This window comes from Citrobacter sp. Cpo032 (assembly GCF_030332975.1).
GTDB lineage: Bacteria > Pseudomonadota > Gammaproteobacteria > Enterobacterales > Enterobacteriaceae > Citrobacter > Citrobacter portucalensis.
Map to the genome: position 1 here is coordinate 244,848 of NZ_JAOWGU010000031.1, position 19,814 is coordinate 264,661.

Genomic DNA, 19,814 nt, shown 5'->3' on the forward strand with positions numbered 1-19,814 from the left:
AATCATGAAGAAGATTGGCGTTGCTGGCTTACAGCGTGAGCAGATTAAAAAGACCATCGAAACCGCAGCACCGGGCTGCTTTGAAGTCTCCATTCATAACGATATGGAAGCGGCGATGAAGGTGAAATCCGGACAACTGGATTACTACATCGGCGCTTGTAACACCGGCGCGGGTGCAGCGCTGTCGATTGCCATCGCGGTGATTGGCTACAACAAAAGCTGCACTATCGCCAAGCCGGGTATTAAGGCGAAAGACGAACATATCGCAAAAATGGTTGCGGAAGGGAAAGTGGCTTTTGGTCTCTCCGTCGAACATGTTGAACATGCGATTCCGATGCTGGTTAACCACCTGAAATAAAAGGCATGACTATGGATCTGTATATTCAGATTGTGGTGGTGGCCTGCCTGACCGGCATGACGTCACTTCTGGCACACCGCTCGGCGGCCGTCTTTCATGACGGCATCCGCCCGATTCTGCCGCAGCTGATCGAGGGGTACATGAATCGCCGTGAGGCGGGAAGTATCGCGTTTGGTCTGAGTATCGGCTTTGTGGCGTCGGTGGGGATCTCCTTTACCCTGAAAACCGGCTTGCTCAACGCCTGGCTGCTGTTCCTGCCGACGGATATTCTCGGCGTGCTGGCGATGAACAGCCTGCTGGCGTTCGGTCTGGGCGCTATCTGGGGCGTATTGATTCTGACCTGCCTGCTGCCGGTGAACCATCTGCTCACGGCGCTGCCGGTTGATGTACTGGGTAGCCTCGGTGAACTGAGTTCTCCAGTGGTTTCCGCATTCGCACTCTTCCCGCTGGTGGCGATTTTCTACCAGTTTGGCTGGAAGCACAGCATTATCGCGGCGGTGGTAGTACTGATGACCCGCGTGGTGGTGGTGCGTTACTTCCCGCATCTGAACCCAGAATCGATTGAGATTTTTGTGGGGATGATGATGCTGCTGGCGATCGCCATTACGCATGATATTCGCCACCGCGGTGATGAGGAGATGGATGCCAGCGGGCTATCGGTCTTTGAAGAACGAACTTCGCGGATTATTAAAAACCTGCCGTATATTGCCATCGTCGGCGCACTGATTGCCGCCGTTGCCAGTATGAAAATTTTTGCTGGTAGCGAGGTCTCAATTTTTACGCTGGAAAAAGCCTATTCGGCAGGGATTACGTCGGAGCAGTCGCAGACGTTAGTTAACCAGGCGGCGTTGGCGGAGTTTATGCGCGGGCTGGGCTTTGTACCGATGATTGCGACAACCGCGCTGGCGACGGGCGTTTACGCGGTAGCGGGTTTCACCTTCGTTTATTCCGTTGGCTACCTGGCACCGAATCCGTGGATTGCGGCAATCCTTGGCGCTATCGTGATTTCAGCGGAAGTGCTGCTGCTGCGCTCTATTGGCAAATGGCTGGGGCGTTATCCATCAGTACGTAACGCATCGGACAATATTCGTAATGCGATGAATATGCTGATGGAAATGGCACTGTTGATCGGTTCGATTTTTGCCGCCATCAAGATGGCAGGCTACACCGGTTTCTCAATTGCGGTAGCGATCTACTTCCTCAATGAATCGATTGGACGTCCGGTACAGAAGATGGCTGCGCCGGTAGTGGCGGTGATGATCACCGGTATTGTACTGAATATTCTCTACTGGTTTGGTCTGTTTGTTCCGGCCTGAGGAGGCGTAAAACATGAAGACGTTTCCTCTGCAAAGCCTGACGCTCACGCAAGCACAGCAAAAGCAGTTTGCGCTGGTGGATACGATTTGCCGTCACTTTCCTGGCGCTGATTTTCTGGCCGGAGGTGATTTGGGATTGGCTCCGGGGCTAAATCAGCCTCGGGTGACGCAACGTGTGGAAAAGGTGCTGGCCGAGGCATTTCATGCTGAGGCCGCAGCGCTGGTTCAGGGGGCGGGCACCGGGGCTATTCGCGCCGGGCTGGCTGCGCTGCTCAAACCCGGCCAGCGTCTGCTGGTTCATGATGCGCCTGTGTATCCCACAACGCAGGTACTCATTGAGCAGATGGGTATTACCCTGGTCAGGGCGGATTTCAACTGCCTCCCGACAATCACGCAGGCGATTACGCAGCATCGTCCTGACGCCGCACTGGTGCAGCATACGCGTCAGCAACCGCAGGATCGTTACGTGTTAGCCGAGGTGTTGGCGGAAATAACAAAGTGCGGCGTGCCGACGTTAACCGACGATAACTACGCGGTGATGAAAGTTGACGGCATCGGCTGTGAATGTGGGGCGACGCTGTCTACCTTTTCCTGCTTCAAGCTCTTTGGTCCGGAGGGAGTAGGGGCGGTGGTCGGCAAGGCGGAGGCTATCGCTAAAATCCGTGCGACGCTTTATTCCGGTGGCAGCCAGATTCAGGGCGCGCAGGCGCTGGAGGTGCTACGCGGCCTGGTTTTCGCTCCGGTGATGCATGCGGTACAGGCTGGCGTTTCCGAACGGTTGCTGACGATGCTCAATAGCGGAGTGCTGCCCGAGGTGAAAAAAGCCGTCATTGCCAATGCTCAGTCGAAGGTGCTGATCGTGGAGTTTCACCAGCCGATTGCCGCTCGTGTGCTGAAAGCGGCACAAGAGAGAGGTGCGCTGCCATACCCGGTGGGAGCAGAGTCGAAGTATGAGATCCCTCCACTGTTATATCGTCTTTCGGGGACGTTTCGCGAAGCAAATCCGTCGCTGGGCGATTATGCGATTCGAATCAATCCAAACCGAAGTGGAGAAGAAACGGTGCTGCGTATTTTACGCGAGAGTGTGAGTGCGATAACATGTAAATGAGCATCGAATCTATAAATGCAAAAAACCGGGATATTCCCGGTTTTTTGTATCTGCGCAATCGCTTTTATTACTGATTTGCAGCCGGACCACAGCCACCAATAATTTTAGAAATCGAAATTGCTGGATGCAGGAAGTAATCGTAGCTGCAGTTATTTTTTGTGTTTTCGATATGACCAGTACACGCGGTCAGCGTAGCCAGAACACCAGCAACTAAGGTGATTTTTGCAAATTTCAGCATGTCAAAATCCTTGTTAGATATCTATTTCTAAATGGATGAAGTCCATTTTTCGCCGGATAAGATATCAACTAACATAAACTTTAAGTAGTCCAGAAAAGGACATGTCGCTTTATATATAAAGCATACGATTAGTGAATTTAATTTAAATAAAAAAGCCTGGTATTAATAAATAATACCAGGCTGCTGGGTTTAATTAATTAACGAAATGTTTTTCTGAAATTCAACATAAAGCCTTTATCGTTGATGTTGTCCTCTTTCCACTGGTAAGCGTCCAGATTCAGACTGGCGTCTTTGGCGCTGTATTTCACACCGACCGTCGCCAGACCGTTGATGCCTCCGCCTTTTTGGTCGTCGTCTACGCCAAAGGACTGGCCTGCGGCACCTTGCAGTGACGCAGTACGCTGGCTTTTGCTGTAGCTCAGGTTCGGACCGCCTTCCAGTGTGGCGCTGGCGCTCCAGCCATTTTCACCGGTATAGGCGAACTTCATTCCGACAATGGAATCTACGGCGGTTTCGCTGCCAGCGTTCATCGACAGGTTAAAGTCCCCCGCGCTGCGCTCTTTGTAGCCGCCTTCCAGCGTATGACGGAATTTCACCCCGGCGTACGGCGTGACTTTCAACGTATCGTTGAGCATGGTGAAGGTTTTCGCCCCTTCGCTGCGGAACTCAAGATACTGCTGACGTGCGTTGGAATCCGCCACCTTGTTGGTGTCGCCATAAGAGACAGAACGACTGCTGTCGAGATTGTGCACGTCATAACGCAGGCTGTTCTTCCACGCCAGACCTTCATTAAACGCCATGCTGTGCTTCAGACCAAAGAACTGGCTGTAGCCACCGGTCAGGCCGTTATCGCCCGCGGTCTTCGAACCGTCACCGTCCAGACGTGCGATACCGTACTCCAGCGTCAGATTCTGGCTGGCGGTGAGATCCAACGACTGACGTAATGCCAGCATGTCGTACTGGGTATCGTTGCCCAACTCAGCGCGTGGGTCGCCTTTCGCTACGACGTTGAACGCCAGGCCATCTTTAATTTGCGGCGCGGCATCGGCCAGCATGGTAAAGCGGTTGCTTAGCACGCGGGCTTCACGGAACGCGGTGATAGCCTGACTGCCGCTTACCTGTTTCAGCGCGCTGTTCAGCTCAGCGGTGGTGCTTACGTTAAGGCTGGTGTACAGCTCGTTGTTGGTGTAACCGGCGTCGAGCGCCTGCGCCACGTCACTGACAGAACCATCGGTCGCCACATCGGCATAGGCGTTTTTGGTCATGGTGACGTCAACGTTGCCGTCGCTGTCCTGGCTACCCTGTGCGTTCCACACTACGCTGGTGGATGTGATGTTGTCCGCACCCTGGATATTGCTGCCGGTGAAGGCGTTATCCACCACCACGGTGGTCTCCGCCGTGCCGCTGGTAAAACCGGTATCCACCTTCACGTTGTCGCCAATCACCAGATTATTAGCTTTCAGCGTACCGGAACTGCCATCGACGTTGGTGCCGACAATATAGTTGGAGAGCTGCTGCGGCGCGTTTGGATCCGCTGGCGGCGTGGGGATGCTGCCCTCGGTTGGGGCGGTAGCCGCATCTGGGATAACGATGTCTGCCGTACCGTTGTGGTCATTCAGCGTACCGGTGGTGCCCGGAGCGTAGATGTCGCAGCCGCTGTCGCACAGCAGGTTGATTTCACCGTTGTTAATGATGGCTTTGGTCTGGCCGCCAAACGCATACGAGTCATCCGCGTAAACGTTGATCACGCCGTCTGCGGTGTTGTTTATGGTGGTGGCATTACCGTTGCCTTTGATGCCGATAAGCCCGGTGCCGTTGGTGCCGTCCTCTTTGCCCTGCTCGGTTCCGACGTTGATGGTGCCGCTGTTGACCAGGTTGATTACATAGCTGCTGGTGCCGCCGCTAATCGCTACGGCGTTATCGCCCTGCACGTTGATAGTGCCCTGGTTGCCGAAGTTATAGCCGCGGCCCAGATTGATTAGCGGCGCATCCGGGTTAATACCGTTAATCACGCCGGTTTCGGTGTTCCAGATCCATTTGGGACTGTTGCTGCCGTTGACCGTGGTGATGGCGCTGTAACCGTTGGTGGCGGTAATGGTGCCGCTGTTCACCTGGGTCAGCGAATCGTTGGCGCGCGTCAGGTTGATGATAGTGTTCTCGCCGCCTTCCACCGCGCTGCCGCTGTTGGTAAGTGTTGCGCCCTCTTCGTTATAGAAATAGAAGCTGCCGCTGACCAACGATTTGCCATCTTCCGCCACCGTCATATCGCCGGTGTTGACGATTTCCTGTTGGTAGCTGGTGCCCGCGATGGAGCCGGTGAAATCGCCGTTATTGTAAAAAGTGACGTCGCCGTTAAGGGTTAACAGATCGGTGGTGATGCTGCCGCCCGCTTCATTGAAGAGGCTGTGCCAGGTGGAAATAGCGTTCGCGTCCAGCGTCCCGTAGTTGGCCAGCGCGTTAGCCCCGCCGTTAATCGTCAGGGTACCGTTGACGGTGAGCGAGGCCCCCGTCTCGTTGTACAGCCAGCCCCCGTTAACGTCCACATCGCCGTTCAGCGTTTCATTGCCGTAGTTCGCCAGCGTGCCGTTGGTGAAGAAACCCGCATCAGAGGTCTGGGTGTCGCTGTCGCCGCTGCCGGGCAGGGACTGGATCCAGATTTTATCCGTTGGCGTACTGCCCATATGGGAATCGGCGTCATCCATCGGGCTGCCGTTGAGATTGATGGCGCCGTTGTTGATGATGTAACTGGTACTGTCGCTCAGGAACGCCTGGCCGTAATCAGCATCAATATTGATGGTGCCAGTCGTGTCGTTAATCACGACGCCACCGTTGAGCGCCGCCATCCCGACCAGCTCGTTTGCCTGGCCGGTCACGCCCTCATCGGCGGTCAGGGTGATCACACCCTGGTTAATCGCGGTGCCGCCATTAAGCGCCATCATGCCGAACCCGGCGTTATTAACGGTAATGGTGCCGGTGTTGGTAGCGGTAGCGTCGCCATCGCCACCGTCGGTGGAGCCAGCCACCATTCCTGAGCTGGTGAGATAGAGCGATGATGGCTGCCAGTAGCTGGTGCCAGTGATGTTGTTTTCATCGTCCAGCGTCGGGATAAAACCATCCAGGTAAATATCGCCTTCGTTTATCGCTGTTCCTCTGCTGGCGCTAACGCCATACACACCTGCGCCCTGCAAATGGATAGTTGCGCCTTCATCATTGATAACGCTGCCGTATCCGGAGGACAGCATGGCGTAAAAGGTGTGGGTGTACCATTTCAGTGGGTATACGCTTATACCACCGATGTACGCCGGCGTTTGGTCAGAAATAACGGTGATATCCCCGCCAGCCTTGTTCTGAACAACAGAGCCGTTACCGTTAGCCTGAGTAATACCTGTACGGTCATCGCTGCCGCTGACGTTATTGCCCGTTGCATAAATAAGGATATTGCCGCTGTTGCTGATTTCTGCGCCATCGTCAGCGCGCATGATGGTATATACGCCCTGACTGGTGATGCTGCCGTTGTTTTCAATCGATGAACTTTCCCCGTCGGCCATTAGCAAGGCATTTGAGGTGAAATTGAACGAATCCACATATTTGGCATTAATATCAATAACTGAGCTGTCATCCAAAACCAGTGTGCCGCCATTTTTGACCTGAGCCAGCACGACATTGCCGCCGCTAAGAGTTGCCGTATCTACCGTAGAGTGACCGCTTAGCGTGGCTTCGCTGTTTCCATTGATATCAATACCATGAATAAGCACATCGTCAATATCTCCATATTCGCTGTGAGTAACATTAATACCGCCATCGATCGCGACACTGTTCCCGTCACCCGTCACGTTTAAGCCAACAACGTTCAGATATTGTCCGCTGCCAGCGGACTGATCGCTAACATCAATGTTAAGCCCGCCATCAAGCGAAATATTATTGTTGTCACCGCCGACAGTGACGCCGGTTAGTGTTGTATCGCTGGCTATCAGAGAGTCCTGTATATAGTCAGCACTCATATTGACATTACCAGTGATATTAACGGTGTTGCTATCGCCACTGATGTTTACACCCGTTGCGCCACGAAATACGCCATCGCTGTCCTGCGCTGAGGTAACGTTAATATCACCATCAAGCGTTGCCTGTGACGAATCGCTGCTCACCTGGGCGCCAGTACCATTCAGGCTGACGTCGATATTCCCTTTGTTGTAAAAGGTGTTTTGTTCGCCCGCGATGATAAATCCGACGGAGCTTTCATCACGCACGGTCGCGTGACCGGTGTTTTTGATTTCGTTACCCGTCCCGTCTGTGACGATGCCCGTCGCACCGTTGGTGACCAGCATGTCACCTGCCTGGGTCAGATTATTATCATTACCATCAATGACTGCGGCAGTAGAGCCCGTGCCATCCACGGTGATATCACCCGTATTCGCGATTCGGGAATTATCGCCCGCAATGACGGTACCCGTTGCGCCCTGCGCAATGGTTTGATCTCCTTCGCCAATAACCAGCGCCTTATTACCTGCGATGTACAGTCCAGTAGACCCCGCGCCGGTGACCGCTGAGTCGCCGGTGTTATCAATCACCGCACCGTCACCGGTCATTTTGGCTCCAGTCGCGCCGTCGGTAACGTTTAGCTCACCATCGTTAGTAATACGCGTTTTGTCGCCGGTGATGCTGATACCGATAGAGCCTGCGCCGTTGACATCGGTGGTGCCGATATTATCGAAGGTGGCGCTGTTGCCGTTAATCAGGATGCCCGTTGCGCCGCCGGAAATATCCTGCTTCCCTTCGCTGTTAATGGTTGCGTTGTCGCCGTCAATATATAGCCCGGTAGAACCTGCACCGCTGGCGGTGGTATCGCCTTTGTTGTCGATGAGGACATCATCACCGGTAATCTTTGCCCCGGTAGCGCCGTCGGCCACATAGAGTTCGCCATCGTTAATAACGTGCGAGTTGTCGCCATTGACGATGGAGCCGGTTGAACCTTGACCGCTGATGTTAGAGGTGCCGGTATTCGCCACCGTGGTTTCGTTGCCATCGATCACCATGCCGGTGCCGCCACCTGTGACGTCAATGCCACCTGAAATGCGGGTGGTGGTGCCGTTACCTGAAATCAGCGCGCCGGTTGCGCCGTCGACGGTGCTTTGTCCTGAAATCGTATTGGTGGTGTTGTCACCGGTAATGACGATGCCGACCGCACCATCGCTGATGGAGGAATCACCGCTTAACGTGTTGTTTGTCCTATCGCCGGAGATGATGACCCCGGTTTTACCTTCACCACGGGTATCAACCCCGCGATCGGCAACGTGTGACTCGTCGTCGCCCGTTGCAACGGTGGTTTGATCATCGGCAACGATCAGGTATCCCTGGCTGTCATATTTCCAGTACAGATCGCTTCCTTGCACCGTACCTTCAATGACGGCGGCATTCTCGTCGGTTACTTTCCAGTCGGATACCAGCAGCGTTTTACCGTCTTGTAACGTGATCTGCCACCGATCGTCCTGTTCGACGTAATTCCACACGGCGCCGCCGAGGTCCGTGCCGCTATCCAGCTTGATGCCGTCAAATGTCAGTGTGTTCAGGCCTTTATCGATGGTGACGCCGTTACTGAAGGTAATAACAGAGGTATCATCAGGTGGTGTAGGTGTTACATCGCCGCCATCGTCGTCGGGAGGTGTGGGCGTTACATCGCCGCCATCGTCATCGGGAGGCGTGGGCGTTACATCGCCGCCATCGTCGTCAGGAGGTGTGGGCGTAACATCGCCGCTATCGTCGTCGGGAGGTGTGGGCGTTACATCACCGTTATCGTCGTCAGGAGGTGTGGGCGTAACATCGCCATTATCTGATGGGGTTGCCGGAGTATCATTATGGTGGGAATGGCCGCCGCCATTGTTATCGATACCTATCGCTACACCAGCTGTTAGCGCAGCGACACCACCCGCGACCCATCCCCAGTGATTGTCTTGTTCTGTATAATCTGCCAGGCAGCGTGCGGAGAGTTTGTCACGTTCGGCTTTTGATAATACGGATATATCAGTAGGGCAATCATTGTCATCGTCGCTGCTATCTGCGGCTATCGCCGGGAGATAGTAAGTTTGCAACGCAAGAGCAATACCCACAGCAATGAGTTTTTTCCTTTGCATAATCGACATCCTTAAATAAATACGCACAAAACATGCCATTGAAGGCATGAATTTATTTCGAGGTAATTTATTATTTTGCCACTGAATGACAGTGTTTCGTCAAATTACTCAATGGTCAGGTATTATTTAGGATGTGAATTTAATTTATGGGTTGTTCGGATATAAACAGGGTTTTTTACGTGTTTTTTATAAATAAGAGCGTAAATACATTTTGTTTATGAATGAATTTAGTCTTTCTTAATTCAGCTTTGAGAATAAATCATGAATAACAAACGAGAAAATAAATGCCCTGAGAGTCAGGGCATTTATTAGCATTCAATTAATGATTCGAGAACCAGTTCAACTTATCGCGAAGGCCTACCACACGGCCAACAATAATTAGCGCTGGGCTTTCAACCTGTTGTGCCAACTCTCCTAGCTGAGTCAGCTCTCCATTGACGACACGCTGTTTCACGGAGGTACCGTTTTCTACCAGGGCGACGGGCATATCGGGCTGCATGCCAAATTCGATCAATTTTTCCTGGATCGTGGCCGCCTGGTTTAGCCCCATGTAGAACACCAGCGTTTGTTTCTCTGCTGCCAGGTTTTCCCAGTCCAGCTCTCCGCCGGTTTTCAGGTGTCCGGTAACCAGACGCACGCTCTGAGCGTAATCACGATGGGTCAGTGGAATGCCGGAATAGGCAGAACAACCGGAGGCTGCGGTAATACCCGGCACTACAGAGAATGGAATACCGGCATGGCACAGCGTTTCCAGCTCTTCGCCACCGCGGCCAAAGATGAACGGGTCGCCACCTTTCAGTCGTACCACGCGCTTGCCCTGTTGTGCTTCACGCAGCAGGATCTGGTTGATCTCTTCCTGCGGTACGCAGTGATAGCCCGCACGTTTACCAACGAATACCCGGTCTGCGTCGCGGCGTACAAGGTTCATTATATCGTCGGAAACCAGACGGTCATAGACCACAACATCCGCTTGCTGGATCTGCTGTAGCCCTTTCAGCGTCAGCAGGCCGGCATCGCCAGGACCGGCGCCAACCAGCACCACTTCACCACGGTGATCCAGCGGTTCGCTGAGCATTTGCTCAGTGGTTTCCTCGACGGCTTTCAGGTCATTGTTCGCCAACGACTGCGCCAGGCGGTCATTCACGAACAATTTTTCCCAGAAGCGGCGACGTTCACCCATGCTGGCAAACTGTTGCTTCACTCGGGAGCGCAACTTGCCGGCATACTGCGCGACCTGGCCCAGATGCTGAGGCAGTACGGATTCAAGCCTTTCACGCAGCAGACGGGCCAGCACTGGCGATGTCCCGCCGGAGGAGACCGCCACCATCAGCGGTGAGCGGTCGATAATGGAGGGCATGATAAAACTGGCTGCTTTTGGCGCATCGACCACGTTGCAGAAGATACGACGTGATTCTGCGGCGGTGCTGACGCTTTGGTTGACGGCATCGTCATCGGTGGCGGCAATAGCCAGCCAGCAGGTGTCGAGCAGGGACTCATCGAACGGTCCCTCCACCAGCGTCAGCATGCCTTCATCTGCCCATACGGTGAACTGTGGAATAAACGCCAGCGCATTAACCGTTAAACGGGCGCCCGCTTCCAGCAGTAACCGCGCTTTGCGTTCTGCGACATCACCACCGCCGACGATCAAGCAGTCGCGGTCACGTAGTTGACAAAATATAGGCAAATGATCCACGACATTACCCCTTAATTATTGGCAGCAGCCTCTGGCTGATTGATTTTTGCCGGAGCCGGACGCTCCGATTTTGGCGTAGCATACCAATAACCCAATCCCATGAATACGACACCGGACAAAGTATTACCGAGTGTCACCCACAACAGGTTATGACCAATTCCTGACAGGGTATAGGCTTCGCTGTGGTGGCCGAACCAGGAGAGGGCAAACAGCGTCATGTTGGCAACGGAGTGCTCGTAGCCGGAAGCGATAAACGCCAGCAGACACCACCAGATAGCGAGGAATTTTGCCGCGCCTTCGGTACGGATTGCCATCCAGATTGCCAGACAAACCAACCAGTTACACAGTGCGCCTTTAAAGAACAAAACCATTGCAGGCGCGGTCGTTTTCGCCAGAGCAACCGAATGGACGATGCTGGTATCGACCGGCAGCAGGCTACCGCCACCCCAGCTGTAAAGCAGAGCGACAAACACGGAACCGACCAGGTTACCCAGCCAGGTTTTTGGCAGGATTGCCCACATCTGACCGTGGCTGATGGTGCCTGCTTTGACGCCGAGCGTCAGAAACATGGTGTGACCGGTAAACAGTTCCGAACCGGCAATAATGACCAGCGTTAAGGCGATACCAAAGGTTGCACCCATCACAAGAGGACGAACGGACGGGTCGAGCAGATTACCGAGGGTGAAAATAAGAATGATGCCGAGACCCACATAGGCTCCCGCCATTGCCGAACTGATCCAGAATCCGAGCGGGTTATTAGCCGACAGGCGTGCGATGCGCGCAGCGTTAGCCGCACACTTATTGATAGTGTCTGTGAACATGTGTTGATTATCCTTGAAGTACAAACAATAAAAAGAAATCGTAACCGTAGGCCGGATAAGGCATTTATGCCGCCATCCGGCAATGTGCTTGTGCAATTGCCTGATGGCGCTACGCTTATCAGGCCTACTAATAAAAGACCTACAAATACGTCAAAAAAGGGGAGGCGTTGCGCCTCCCAAAATTAATTAACCGCGCAGTTGCACCGTGCCGTCTTTCACTCGCGCTTCGTAATGTTTCACGGAGAACTGTTCGTCTTCCATGCACAGACCGTCGCTTAAGCGAAAACGCTGTTTTTTCAGCGGGCTGGCAACCCACAATTCGCCCTGATGTTCAGCAATCAGCCCACGAGAAAGCACGCTGGACTCAAAGAACGGGTCGATGTTGCTGATCGCAAACACCTGGTCGCTGTGATACGGGCGGAAAATCGCAACCTGCTCGTTACCTAACAGGGCGCAGACGCCTGTTGCAGGCAGAATGTCATCGATTTTGCAGATGTTTTTCCACTGGCTCATGCGTTTTCCTCCACCAGAGTCACCGGGATACGCTCATAAGGCGTGGCCGGACGATGTTGTTCACGTTCAGGCACAACCTGGACATTCGGATCGCGTTTTTCGCTGTTGATAAAGTGTTTGAAGCGAACCTGCGCGGATGGGGTGTTAACGGTTTCTGTCCACTCACACACCACTGCTTCACGCAGACGGGCCATCTCTTCTTCAAGATGCTGGTTCAGACCCAACTTGTCGTCGATGATGACGGACTTCAGATACTCAATACCGCCTTCCAGATTGTCTAACCACGGTGCGGTACGGGTCAGTTTGTCGGCAGTACGGATGTAGAACATCATGAAACGGTCAAGGTACTTGAGCAGCGTTTCGCGATCGATATCCGCTGCCAGCAGGTCTGCATGACGAGGTTTCATCCCGCCGTTACCGCAAACGTACAGGTTCCAGCCTTTCTCAGTGGCGATGATACCCACGTCTTTACCCTGAGCTTCCGCACATTCACGGGTACAGCCGGAGACGCCGAATTTCATTTTGTGCGGGGTACGAATGCCTTTGTAGCGATTTTCCAGCTCCACGCCGAAGCCCACGCTATCGCCGACGCCGTAACGGCACCAGGTGCTGCCTACGCAGGTTTTCGCCATACGCAGCGCTTTGGCATACGCGTGACCGGTTTCAAAACCGGCTTCAATCAGCTGACGCCAGATTTCCGGCAGGTCATCTTTCTGCGCGCCGAACAGGCCGATACGCTGAGAACCGGTAATTTTGGTGTACAGGTTAAATTCACGCGCGATACGGCCCACAGCCACCAGGCCTTCAGGGGTAATTTCGCCACCCGCAGAGCGCGGGATCACGGAATAAGTACCGTCTTTCTGGATGTTCGCCAGGAAATTGTCGTTGGTGTCCTGCAACGGCGTGTGCTGCGGTTTGAGGATGTACTCATTCCAGCAGGAAGCCAGCAGGGAACCTACGGTAGGTTTACATACTTCACAGCCGTAACCTTTCCCGTGTTTTGCCAGCAGCTCTTCGAAGGTTTTGATGCCTTCTACGCGGATGAGATGGAACAGTTCCTGACGTGAGTACGGGAAGTGTTCACACAGATTGTTGTTAACTTCGATACCCTGTTTCGCCAGTTCGGCGTTCAGAACCTGCGTTACCAGCGGGATACACCCGCCGCAGCCGGTCCCGGCTTTGGTTTCTGCTTTCAGCGCCGCAACGGTATGGCAGCCCTTGTTGATAGCGGCAACCAGCATGCCTTTGGTGACGTCAAAACAGGAGCAAATCTGCGCGCTGTCCGGCAGTTTATCGACACCGATAGACGGCTTACCGCTGCCCGCGTGTGCTGGCAGAATCAGTGAATCCGGATTTTCCGGCAGTTCGATGGCGTTCAGCACCAGTTGCAGCAGATTGCCGTAATCGCTGGTGTCGCCTACCAGAACCGCGCCGAGCAGGGTTTTGTTATCTTCGCTAACGATCAGGCGTTTGTAGACTTCTTTGCTTTCGTCGAGATAGACGTAGCTACGTGCGCCCGGCGTGCGCGCATGCGCGTCGCCAATACCGCCGACGTCAACGCCGAGCAGCTTCAGCTTGGCGCTCAGGTCCGCGCCTTCAAAGGCGTTTTCAGTTTCGAGAATATGGTCAACGGCAACCTGCGCCATTTTATAGCCTGGAGCGACCAGACCATACACGCGGTTGTTCCAACTGGCGCATTCGCCGATGGCATAGATGTCCGGGTCAGATGTCTGGCAAGTGTCGTTAATGACGATCCCGCCGCGTGGCGCGACGTCCAGACCGCACTGGGTGGCCAGTTTGTCGCGTGGACGAATACCGGTAGAGAAGACGATGAAATCGACTTCCAGTTCGCTACCGTCGGCAAAACGCATGGTTTTGCGCGCTTCGGTGCCTTCCTGAACGATCTCTTTGGTGTTTTTGCTGGTGTGCACACGCACGCCCATGCTTTCAATTTTGCGACGTAACTGCTCGCCACCCATATGATCCAGCTGTTCAGCCATCAGCATTGGGGCGAATTCAATCACGTGGGTTTCAACGCCGAGGCTTTTCAGCGCACCGGCGGCTTCCAGGCCCAGTAGACCACCGCCGACAACAGCACCGCGTTTGCTGCGGCGCGCGCAAGACTCAATCGCGTTGAGGTCTTCAATGGTGCGGTAAACGAAGCAGTCCTGGGTTTCCGAACCTTTAATCGGTGGGATCCACGGGTAAGAGCCCGTCGCCATGATCAGCTTATCGTAGTAAACCGTACGACCTGCGCTGGAGTGGATCACCTTCTCCTGGCGGTTAATGGTAATTGCGCGCTCGCCCACTAACACCTTAACACCGTGCTTCTCGTAGAATCCTTCACGCACCAGAGAAAGCTCTTCGGCGGTGTGGTGGGAGAAGTAGGAAGACAGGTGTACGCGGTCGTACGCTTTGCGGGGTTCTTCACAGAAGACGGTAATATCAAAATTGGCAGCGTCGGATTTATCAAGAAGATCCTCAATAAAGCGATGGCCGACCATACCATTACCGATAATAGCGAGTCTGACTTTGCTCATTTTTGCCTCGATTTCTTTTCTATTACTGCCTACCTTAACGATTCAGCTACCGCGCTTATTGATACAAATCAAATTCGCCCTTATATACTCCTTAAGAGGTATATAACTGATTTGTCAGCATTTTTATAAGTGACGGAATTATTTGGGTTTTCGTGTTTGTATAAATAGCGTACAAATTAAGGGGTTTTTGTAAGAATTGGCCTACATGACCAATGAAAGAAGAGGAGGGTGAGAATGTGCCGGATGATGTGGATACCATCCGGCAGTGAGATTAATGCGTTGCTGGGGCGTTATGCTGGCGATGGCGCGTGACAAACCCAAGAATAAAGCACATCACGAATACAACCGCATACAAGCCGTTAGCTGTTTGCAATGCCGCCTGCGGGCCGCTGTGTGCCACGATAGGGCCGGTGACGACGAAAGTGAGCATGGTGCCGATGGTACCGCAGGTCAGAACGAAGTTAACCAGTTTGGGTGAGGCGACCTTCGTCTGCTGGGAGCCAAGGGTAATGATGGTGGTATAAATCGCACTGGAGAAGAAGCCCAGCGTCATAATAAACCACGGCATATGCTCTGGCGTACCGGTGATAAACAGATACATCAGGACGGTAGCCAGACCCGCCAGTACGGTCAGGATGCGCTGCAAATCGAAGAAACGCAGAATAAAGCTAAATGCCCACATGCCAACCATGTAAGACATCCAGAAGTCGCTGACCAGTTTACCCGCATCGTTCAGGCTCATGCCCAGACTTTTGGCGTATTCCGGGACCCAGGAGATAAAACCCAGCTGACCAAGGATGTAGCACAGTGCAGCGATCGCCAGAAACAGCACGCCAATCCCCCATTTTTCTTTTACTACCGGCGCGTCTGACTGCTGAGCGTGTTTACCCAGTGCCGGGAATTCACAACCGAAGGTCAGCAGGAAAATGGCGACGTATACGAGGCCGATGCAGGCATAGACCCAATACCATTCGATGCTGCGCGCTAACAGGAACGCGGCAACCATTGGGAAAATCATACCGGCCATGCTGAAGAAGGAGTCAGTAAACAGCAGGCGGGAACCGCGCTGACGACCTTCGTACATTTGAGTTACCAGGAACGTACCAATCGACATGGTGATACCGCTTACCAGGCCCAATACAAACATGGCGGCGGAGAACAAGGCCAGGCTATGGCTGAACATCAGTCCGGCAACGGCCAGTACCATCAGGATAAAGCCGAAGCGCAGCTGGGTTTTCAGTGGCACGATTTCCATTAACCATGCATTCAGAAAGATAGAGATCAGAATGCCGGCATTCAGGAAGGTGAAGGTGTTACTCATGCTGGAAACGGGCAAATGGAAGTAATCTGCGATGTTTCCCATCACCATCCCGGTGACAATTACCAACGCACCTGTCAGGGCGTAGGAGAGAAAGCTAATCCATGTGAGCTTGATGCGATTGCTGTTAGTCATGACTGGCCTGTATAGAAGTGTAAGGCGCATTGACTGCGCCGTGAGCGGGCAGATTTTAGGCGCTTTAGTGATGTATTTAAATATTTATCGGTAATAACTTGGTGCGTTACATTTTTCAATGTGATCTTGATCACATTGATACTTGCAGCCATGAGGTTACATTTGTTTCAGGTACGTAAAATTAAGTAAAGGGATGGCCTTGTCCTTGAAGGCTCTTTAGAATCAATTCACTTGCTTCATTTCTGCTCTTGTTAAGGAATTCTCATGCTCAAATCGACTCTGGCGGCTGTTGCAGCTGTTCTCGCTCTTTCTGCTCTCTCTCCCGCAGCACTGGCAGCAAAAGGTGATCCACATGTTCTGCTGACAACCTCTGCTGGTAACATTGAGCTGGAGCTGAACAGTCAGAAAGCCCCGGTTTCAGTGCAAAACTTTGTCGATTATGTCAACAGTGGTTTCTATAACAACACCACGTTCCACCGTGTGATCCCAGGCTTCATGGTGCAGGGCGGCGGTTTTACCGAGCAGATGCAGCAGAAGAAACCTAACCCGCCAATCAAGAATGAAGCCGATAACGGACTGCGTAACACTCGCGGCACGATTGCTATGGCGCGTACAGCGGATAAAGACAGCGCGACCAGCCAGTTCTTTATCAACATTGCAGATAACGCTTTCCTCGATCACGGCCAGCGCGACTTTGGCTACGCTGTTTTCGGTAAAGTTGTGAAAGGTATGGATGTCGCGGATAAGATCTCTCAGGTACAGACCCATGATGTCGGTCCATACCAGAATGTCCCGTCAAAACCGATTGTTATCCTTTCTGCTAAAGTCCTGCCGTAATCGTATCTTGCGCGGGTAGTTCTTGCCCGCGTTCACCCCTCTCTCTGCGTAACCCGAAATTGCTGCTTATACTTGTGGCAAGTGTCGGCTCATTCAGGGAGGTCACGTGAAAAAACTCACCGATAAACAAAAGTCCAGGCTGTGGGAACAACGGCGAAACGCCAATTTCCAGGCCAGCCGACGGCTGGAAGGCGTAGATATTCCACGGGTTACTCTGAGTGCTGAAGACGCCCTGGCGCGTCTTGAAGAGCTGAGGAGGCACTATGAGCGATAAATTCGGTGATGGTCGCGACCCGTATTTATATCCGGGCCTGAATGTCATGCGTAACCGTCTGGGGATTCATCAGGCGCAGCGTTTGGCGCAGGCTGCTTATGAACTGACAGCGCTGCGTGCGGCAACTATCGAATTGGGGCCGCTTAAACGGGGATTACCGCACCTGTGCGCCATTCATCGTCAGCTGTATCGGGATATTTTTGACTGGGCGGGACACCTGCGTGAAGTCGATATTTACCAGGGCGATACTCGCTTTTGCCACTTCGCCTATATCGAGAAAGAGGGCAATGCGCTGATGCAGGACCTGGAAGAGGAGTCCTGGCTGGTGGGAATACCGGAAGACAAGTTTGTCGATCGTCTTGCGCACTATTATTGCGAAATCAATGTGCTGCATCCGTTTCGCATTGGCAGTGGCCTGGCGCAGCGTATTTTCTTCGAACAGTTAGCGATTCATGCCGGGTATATGCTGAGCTGGGATGGCATTCCGGTTGAGGAGTGGAATCAGGCTAATCAGAGCGGGGCGATGGGTGACCTGTCTGCACTGCGGGCGATATTTCGTAAAGTGGTAAGCGAAGCCCCTGAAACTGAGTAGAATAGCGCGGTTCTTATGTACCGGAGCCGCCATGATCCTGCTTATTGATAACTATGATTCTTTTACCTGGAACCTGTACCAATACTTCTGCGAACTGGGCGCTGATGTCCTTGTCCGGCGCAACGACGAGCTGACGCTGGCGCAAATCGACGCGCTGAACCCGCAAAAAATCGTGATTTCCCCTGGGCCATGCACGCCGGATGACGCCGGTATCTCACTGGAGGTTATTCGTCATTTCGCCGGTAAGCTCCCCTTGTTGGGTGTTTGTCTTGGCCACCAGGCGATGGCGCAGGCCTTTGGTGCGAGCGTAGTTCGGGCGGCTAAAGTGATGCACGGTAAAACCTCGCCGATTACCCATACCGGGCAGGGTGTTTTTCAGGGACTCGCTAACCCATTAACGGTGACGCGCTACCACTCTCTGGTGGTTGCCCCTGAGACGCTTCCCGAGTGCTTTGAGGTGACGGCCTGGAGTGAAACGCAGGAGATTATGGGCATTCGTCACCGCGAGTGGGATATGGAAGGGGTACAGTTTCACCCGGAGAGTATTCTCAGCGAACAGGGGCATCAGCTGCTGGCTAATTTTCTCAATCGCTGATTTGTAGTTGCTATTCAGTGATTTTTTATTCATATTTTGTGATTATAATTTCACTGGCGTTTCTGCTTAACAGGGTGGTAATGACATGGCAACTGAACAAACTGCAATTACGCGCGCGACATTCGATGAAGTGATTCTGCCGATTTATGCACCGGCTGAGTTTATCCCGGTAAAAGGAAAAGGGAGTCGAGTGTGGGATCAACAGGGCAAAGAGTATGTTGATTTCGCGGGCGGCATTGCAGTGACCGCGTTAGGGCATTGCCATCCGGCATTGGTTGAGGCGTTAAAAACCCAGGGCGAAACCCTGTGGCATACCAGCAACGTATTTACCAACGAACCGGCGTTGCGCTTAGGCCGTAAAATCATTGATGCGAGCTTTGCCGAGCGCGTGCTGTTCATGAACTCCGGTACTGAAGCCAACGAAACCGCCTTTAAGCTGGCGCGCCATTATGCCTGCGTGCGTCATAGTCCGTTCAAAACCAAAATCATTGCCTTCCATAATGCGTTTCACGGCCGTTCGCTGTTTACCGTGTCCGTTGGTGGGCAGCCGAAATACTCCGACGGCTTTGGGCCAAAACCGGCGGATATCATCCATGTCCCGTTTAACGATCTGCATGCGGTCAAAGCGGTGATGGACGATCACACCTGCGCGGTGGTCGTTGAGCCTATTCAGGGAGAGGGCGGCGTCACTGCGGCTACGCCGGAATTCCTGCAAGGTTTGCGTGAACTTTGTGACCAGCACCAGGCGCTGTTGGTATTTGATGAAGTGCAGAGCGGGATGGGGCGTACCGGCGATTTGTTTGCCTATATGCACTACGGCGTGACGCCGGATATCCTCACCAGCGCGAAGGCGCTCGGTGGCGGCTTCCCGGTAAGCGCGGTGTTGACCACTCAGGAGATTGCCTCCGCGTTCCACGTGGGTTCGCACGGCTCCACTTACGGCGGTAACCCGCTGGCCTGCGCGGTAGCGGGGGCAGCGTTTGATATCATCAACACGCCGGAAGTGCTGGGAGGCATTCAGGCCCGGCGTCAGGCGTTTGTCCAGCATTTGCACAAGATTGATCAACAGTTCGATATTTTCAGCGATATTCGCGGGATGGGGCTGCTGATTGGCGCCGAGCTGAAGCCGCAGTTTAAAGGCCGGGCGCGCGATTTCCTCTATGCCGCCGCGCACGAAGGGGTGATGGTGCTGAACGCCGGGCCGGACGTGATGCGTTTCGCGCCGTCGCTGGTGGTGGAGCAGGCGGATATCGATGAAGGGATGCAGCGTTTCGCGCAGGCGGTAGCGAAGGTGGTGGGCTGATTGCCGGATGGCGGCGCGCGCGCCTTATCCGGCCTACAGGGTAAG

General features: G+C 53.5%; 15 protein-coding genes. 8 read left to right on the forward strand and 7 right to left on the reverse strand.

The window, feature by feature from the left end; all coding sequences use genetic code 11:
- Positions 1 to 4: 4 nt before the first annotated feature.
- From OGY33_RS01800 to OGY33_RS01810, 3 genes are read left to right on the forward strand one after another with little or no spacing between them, the layout of a single operon-like run.
- On the forward strand, positions 5 to 358 hold the full coding sequence (locus OGY33_RS01800) for a DUF2620 domain-containing protein (RefSeq protein ID WP_003023576.1): 354 nt from the start codon (positions 5 to 7) through the stop codon (positions 356 to 358).
- Between the two features lie 11 nt (positions 359 to 369).
- Positions 370 to 1,674, forward strand: a complete 1,305-nt coding sequence (locus OGY33_RS01805) for a YhfT family protein (RefSeq protein WP_191238063.1) — start codon at positions 370 to 372, stop codon at positions 1,672 to 1,674.
- Between the two features lie 13 nt (positions 1,675 to 1,687).
- Positions 1,688 to 2,782, forward strand: coding sequence for an aminotransferase class V-fold PLP-dependent enzyme (locus OGY33_RS01810; protein WP_191238064.1), 1,095 nt, complete (start codon positions 1,688 to 1,690; stop codon positions 2,780 to 2,782).
- Positions 2,783 to 2,849: 67 nt separating this feature from the next.
- Here OGY33_RS01810 and OGY33_RS01815 read toward each other — a convergent pair whose 3' ends face one another.
- The 7 genes from OGY33_RS01815 to tsgA all read right to left on the reverse strand — a co-directional run bounded on the left by OGY33_RS01815 (position 2,850) and on the right by tsgA (position 16,168).
- Complete coding sequence (locus OGY33_RS01815) at positions 2,850 to 3,020, reverse strand: YhfL family protein (RefSeq protein ID WP_003827690.1); 171 nt, start codon at positions 3,018 to 3,020, stop codon at positions 2,850 to 2,852.
- A 197-nt stretch (positions 3,021 to 3,217) separates the two neighbouring features.
- Positions 3,218 to 9,148, reverse strand: coding sequence for an autotransporter adhesin BigA (bigA, locus tag OGY33_RS01820; RefSeq protein ID WP_502873594.1), 5,931 nt, complete (start codon positions 9,146 to 9,148; stop codon positions 3,218 to 3,220).
- 319 nt (positions 9,149 to 9,467) lie between these two features.
- On the reverse strand, positions 9,468 to 10,841 hold the full coding sequence (gene cysG / locus OGY33_RS01825) for a siroheme synthase CysG (protein WP_191238065.1): 1,374 nt from the start codon (positions 10,839 to 10,841) through the stop codon (positions 9,468 to 9,470).
- An 11-nt stretch (positions 10,842 to 10,852) separates the two neighbouring features.
- Positions 10,853 to 11,662, reverse strand: coding sequence for a nitrite transporter NirC (nirC, locus tag OGY33_RS01830; protein ID WP_008786308.1), 810 nt, complete (start codon positions 11,660 to 11,662; stop codon positions 10,853 to 10,855).
- A 186-nt stretch (positions 11,663 to 11,848) separates the two neighbouring features.
- On the reverse strand, positions 11,849 to 12,175 hold the full coding sequence (gene nirD, locus OGY33_RS01835) for a nitrite reductase small subunit NirD (protein WP_003023590.1): 327 nt from the start codon (positions 12,173 to 12,175) through the stop codon (positions 11,849 to 11,851).
- Positions 12,172 to 14,715, reverse strand: a complete 2,544-nt coding sequence (gene nirB / locus OGY33_RS01840; protein WP_008786307.1) for an NADPH-nitrite reductase large subunit — start codon at positions 14,713 to 14,715, stop codon at positions 12,172 to 12,174. The genes nirD and nirB overlap by 4 nt, the downstream gene beginning before the upstream one ends.
- Positions 14,716 to 14,986: 271 nt before the next feature.
- Positions 14,987 to 16,168, reverse strand: a complete 1,182-nt coding sequence (gene tsgA, locus OGY33_RS01845; RefSeq protein ID WP_032945197.1) for an MFS transporter TsgA — start codon at positions 16,166 to 16,168, stop codon at positions 14,987 to 14,989.
- Positions 16,169 to 16,432: 264 nt separating this feature from the next.
- Between tsgA and ppiA the strand changes: the two genes are divergently transcribed.
- From ppiA to argD, 5 genes are all read left to right on the forward strand, one after another.
- Positions 16,433 to 17,005 carry a peptidylprolyl isomerase A gene (ppiA, locus tag OGY33_RS01850; protein ID WP_003023595.1) on the forward strand — a complete coding sequence of 191 codons (573 nt, stop codon included), beginning with the start codon at positions 16,433 to 16,435 and terminating at the stop codon, positions 17,003 to 17,005.
- Between the two features lie 106 nt (positions 17,006 to 17,111).
- On the forward strand, positions 17,112 to 17,279 hold the full coding sequence (ficA, locus tag OGY33_RS01855; RefSeq protein WP_003827708.1) for a FicA/YhfG family antitoxin: 168 nt from the start codon (positions 17,112 to 17,114) through the stop codon (positions 17,277 to 17,279).
- Entirely contained in the window at positions 17,269 to 17,871 is a 603-nt protein-coding gene (locus tag OGY33_RS01860) for a putative adenosine monophosphate-protein transferase Fic (protein ID WP_191238066.1), read from the forward strand. The genes ficA and OGY33_RS01860 overlap by 11 nt, the downstream gene beginning before the upstream one ends.
- A 31-nt stretch (positions 17,872 to 17,902) precedes the next feature.
- Positions 17,903 to 18,466 carry an aminodeoxychorismate synthase component 2 gene (gene pabA / locus OGY33_RS01865; RefSeq protein WP_032945196.1) on the forward strand — a complete coding sequence of 188 codons (564 nt, stop codon included), beginning with the start codon at positions 17,903 to 17,905 and terminating at the stop codon, positions 18,464 to 18,466.
- A gap of 85 nt (positions 18,467 to 18,551) precedes the next feature.
- Positions 18,552 to 19,769 carry a bifunctional acetylornithine/succinyldiaminopimelate transaminase gene (gene argD / locus OGY33_RS01870; RefSeq protein ID WP_191238067.1) on the forward strand — a complete coding sequence of 406 codons (1,218 nt, stop codon included), beginning with the start codon at positions 18,552 to 18,554 and terminating at the stop codon, positions 19,767 to 19,769.
- Positions 19,770 to 19,814 lie beyond the last annotated feature (45 nt).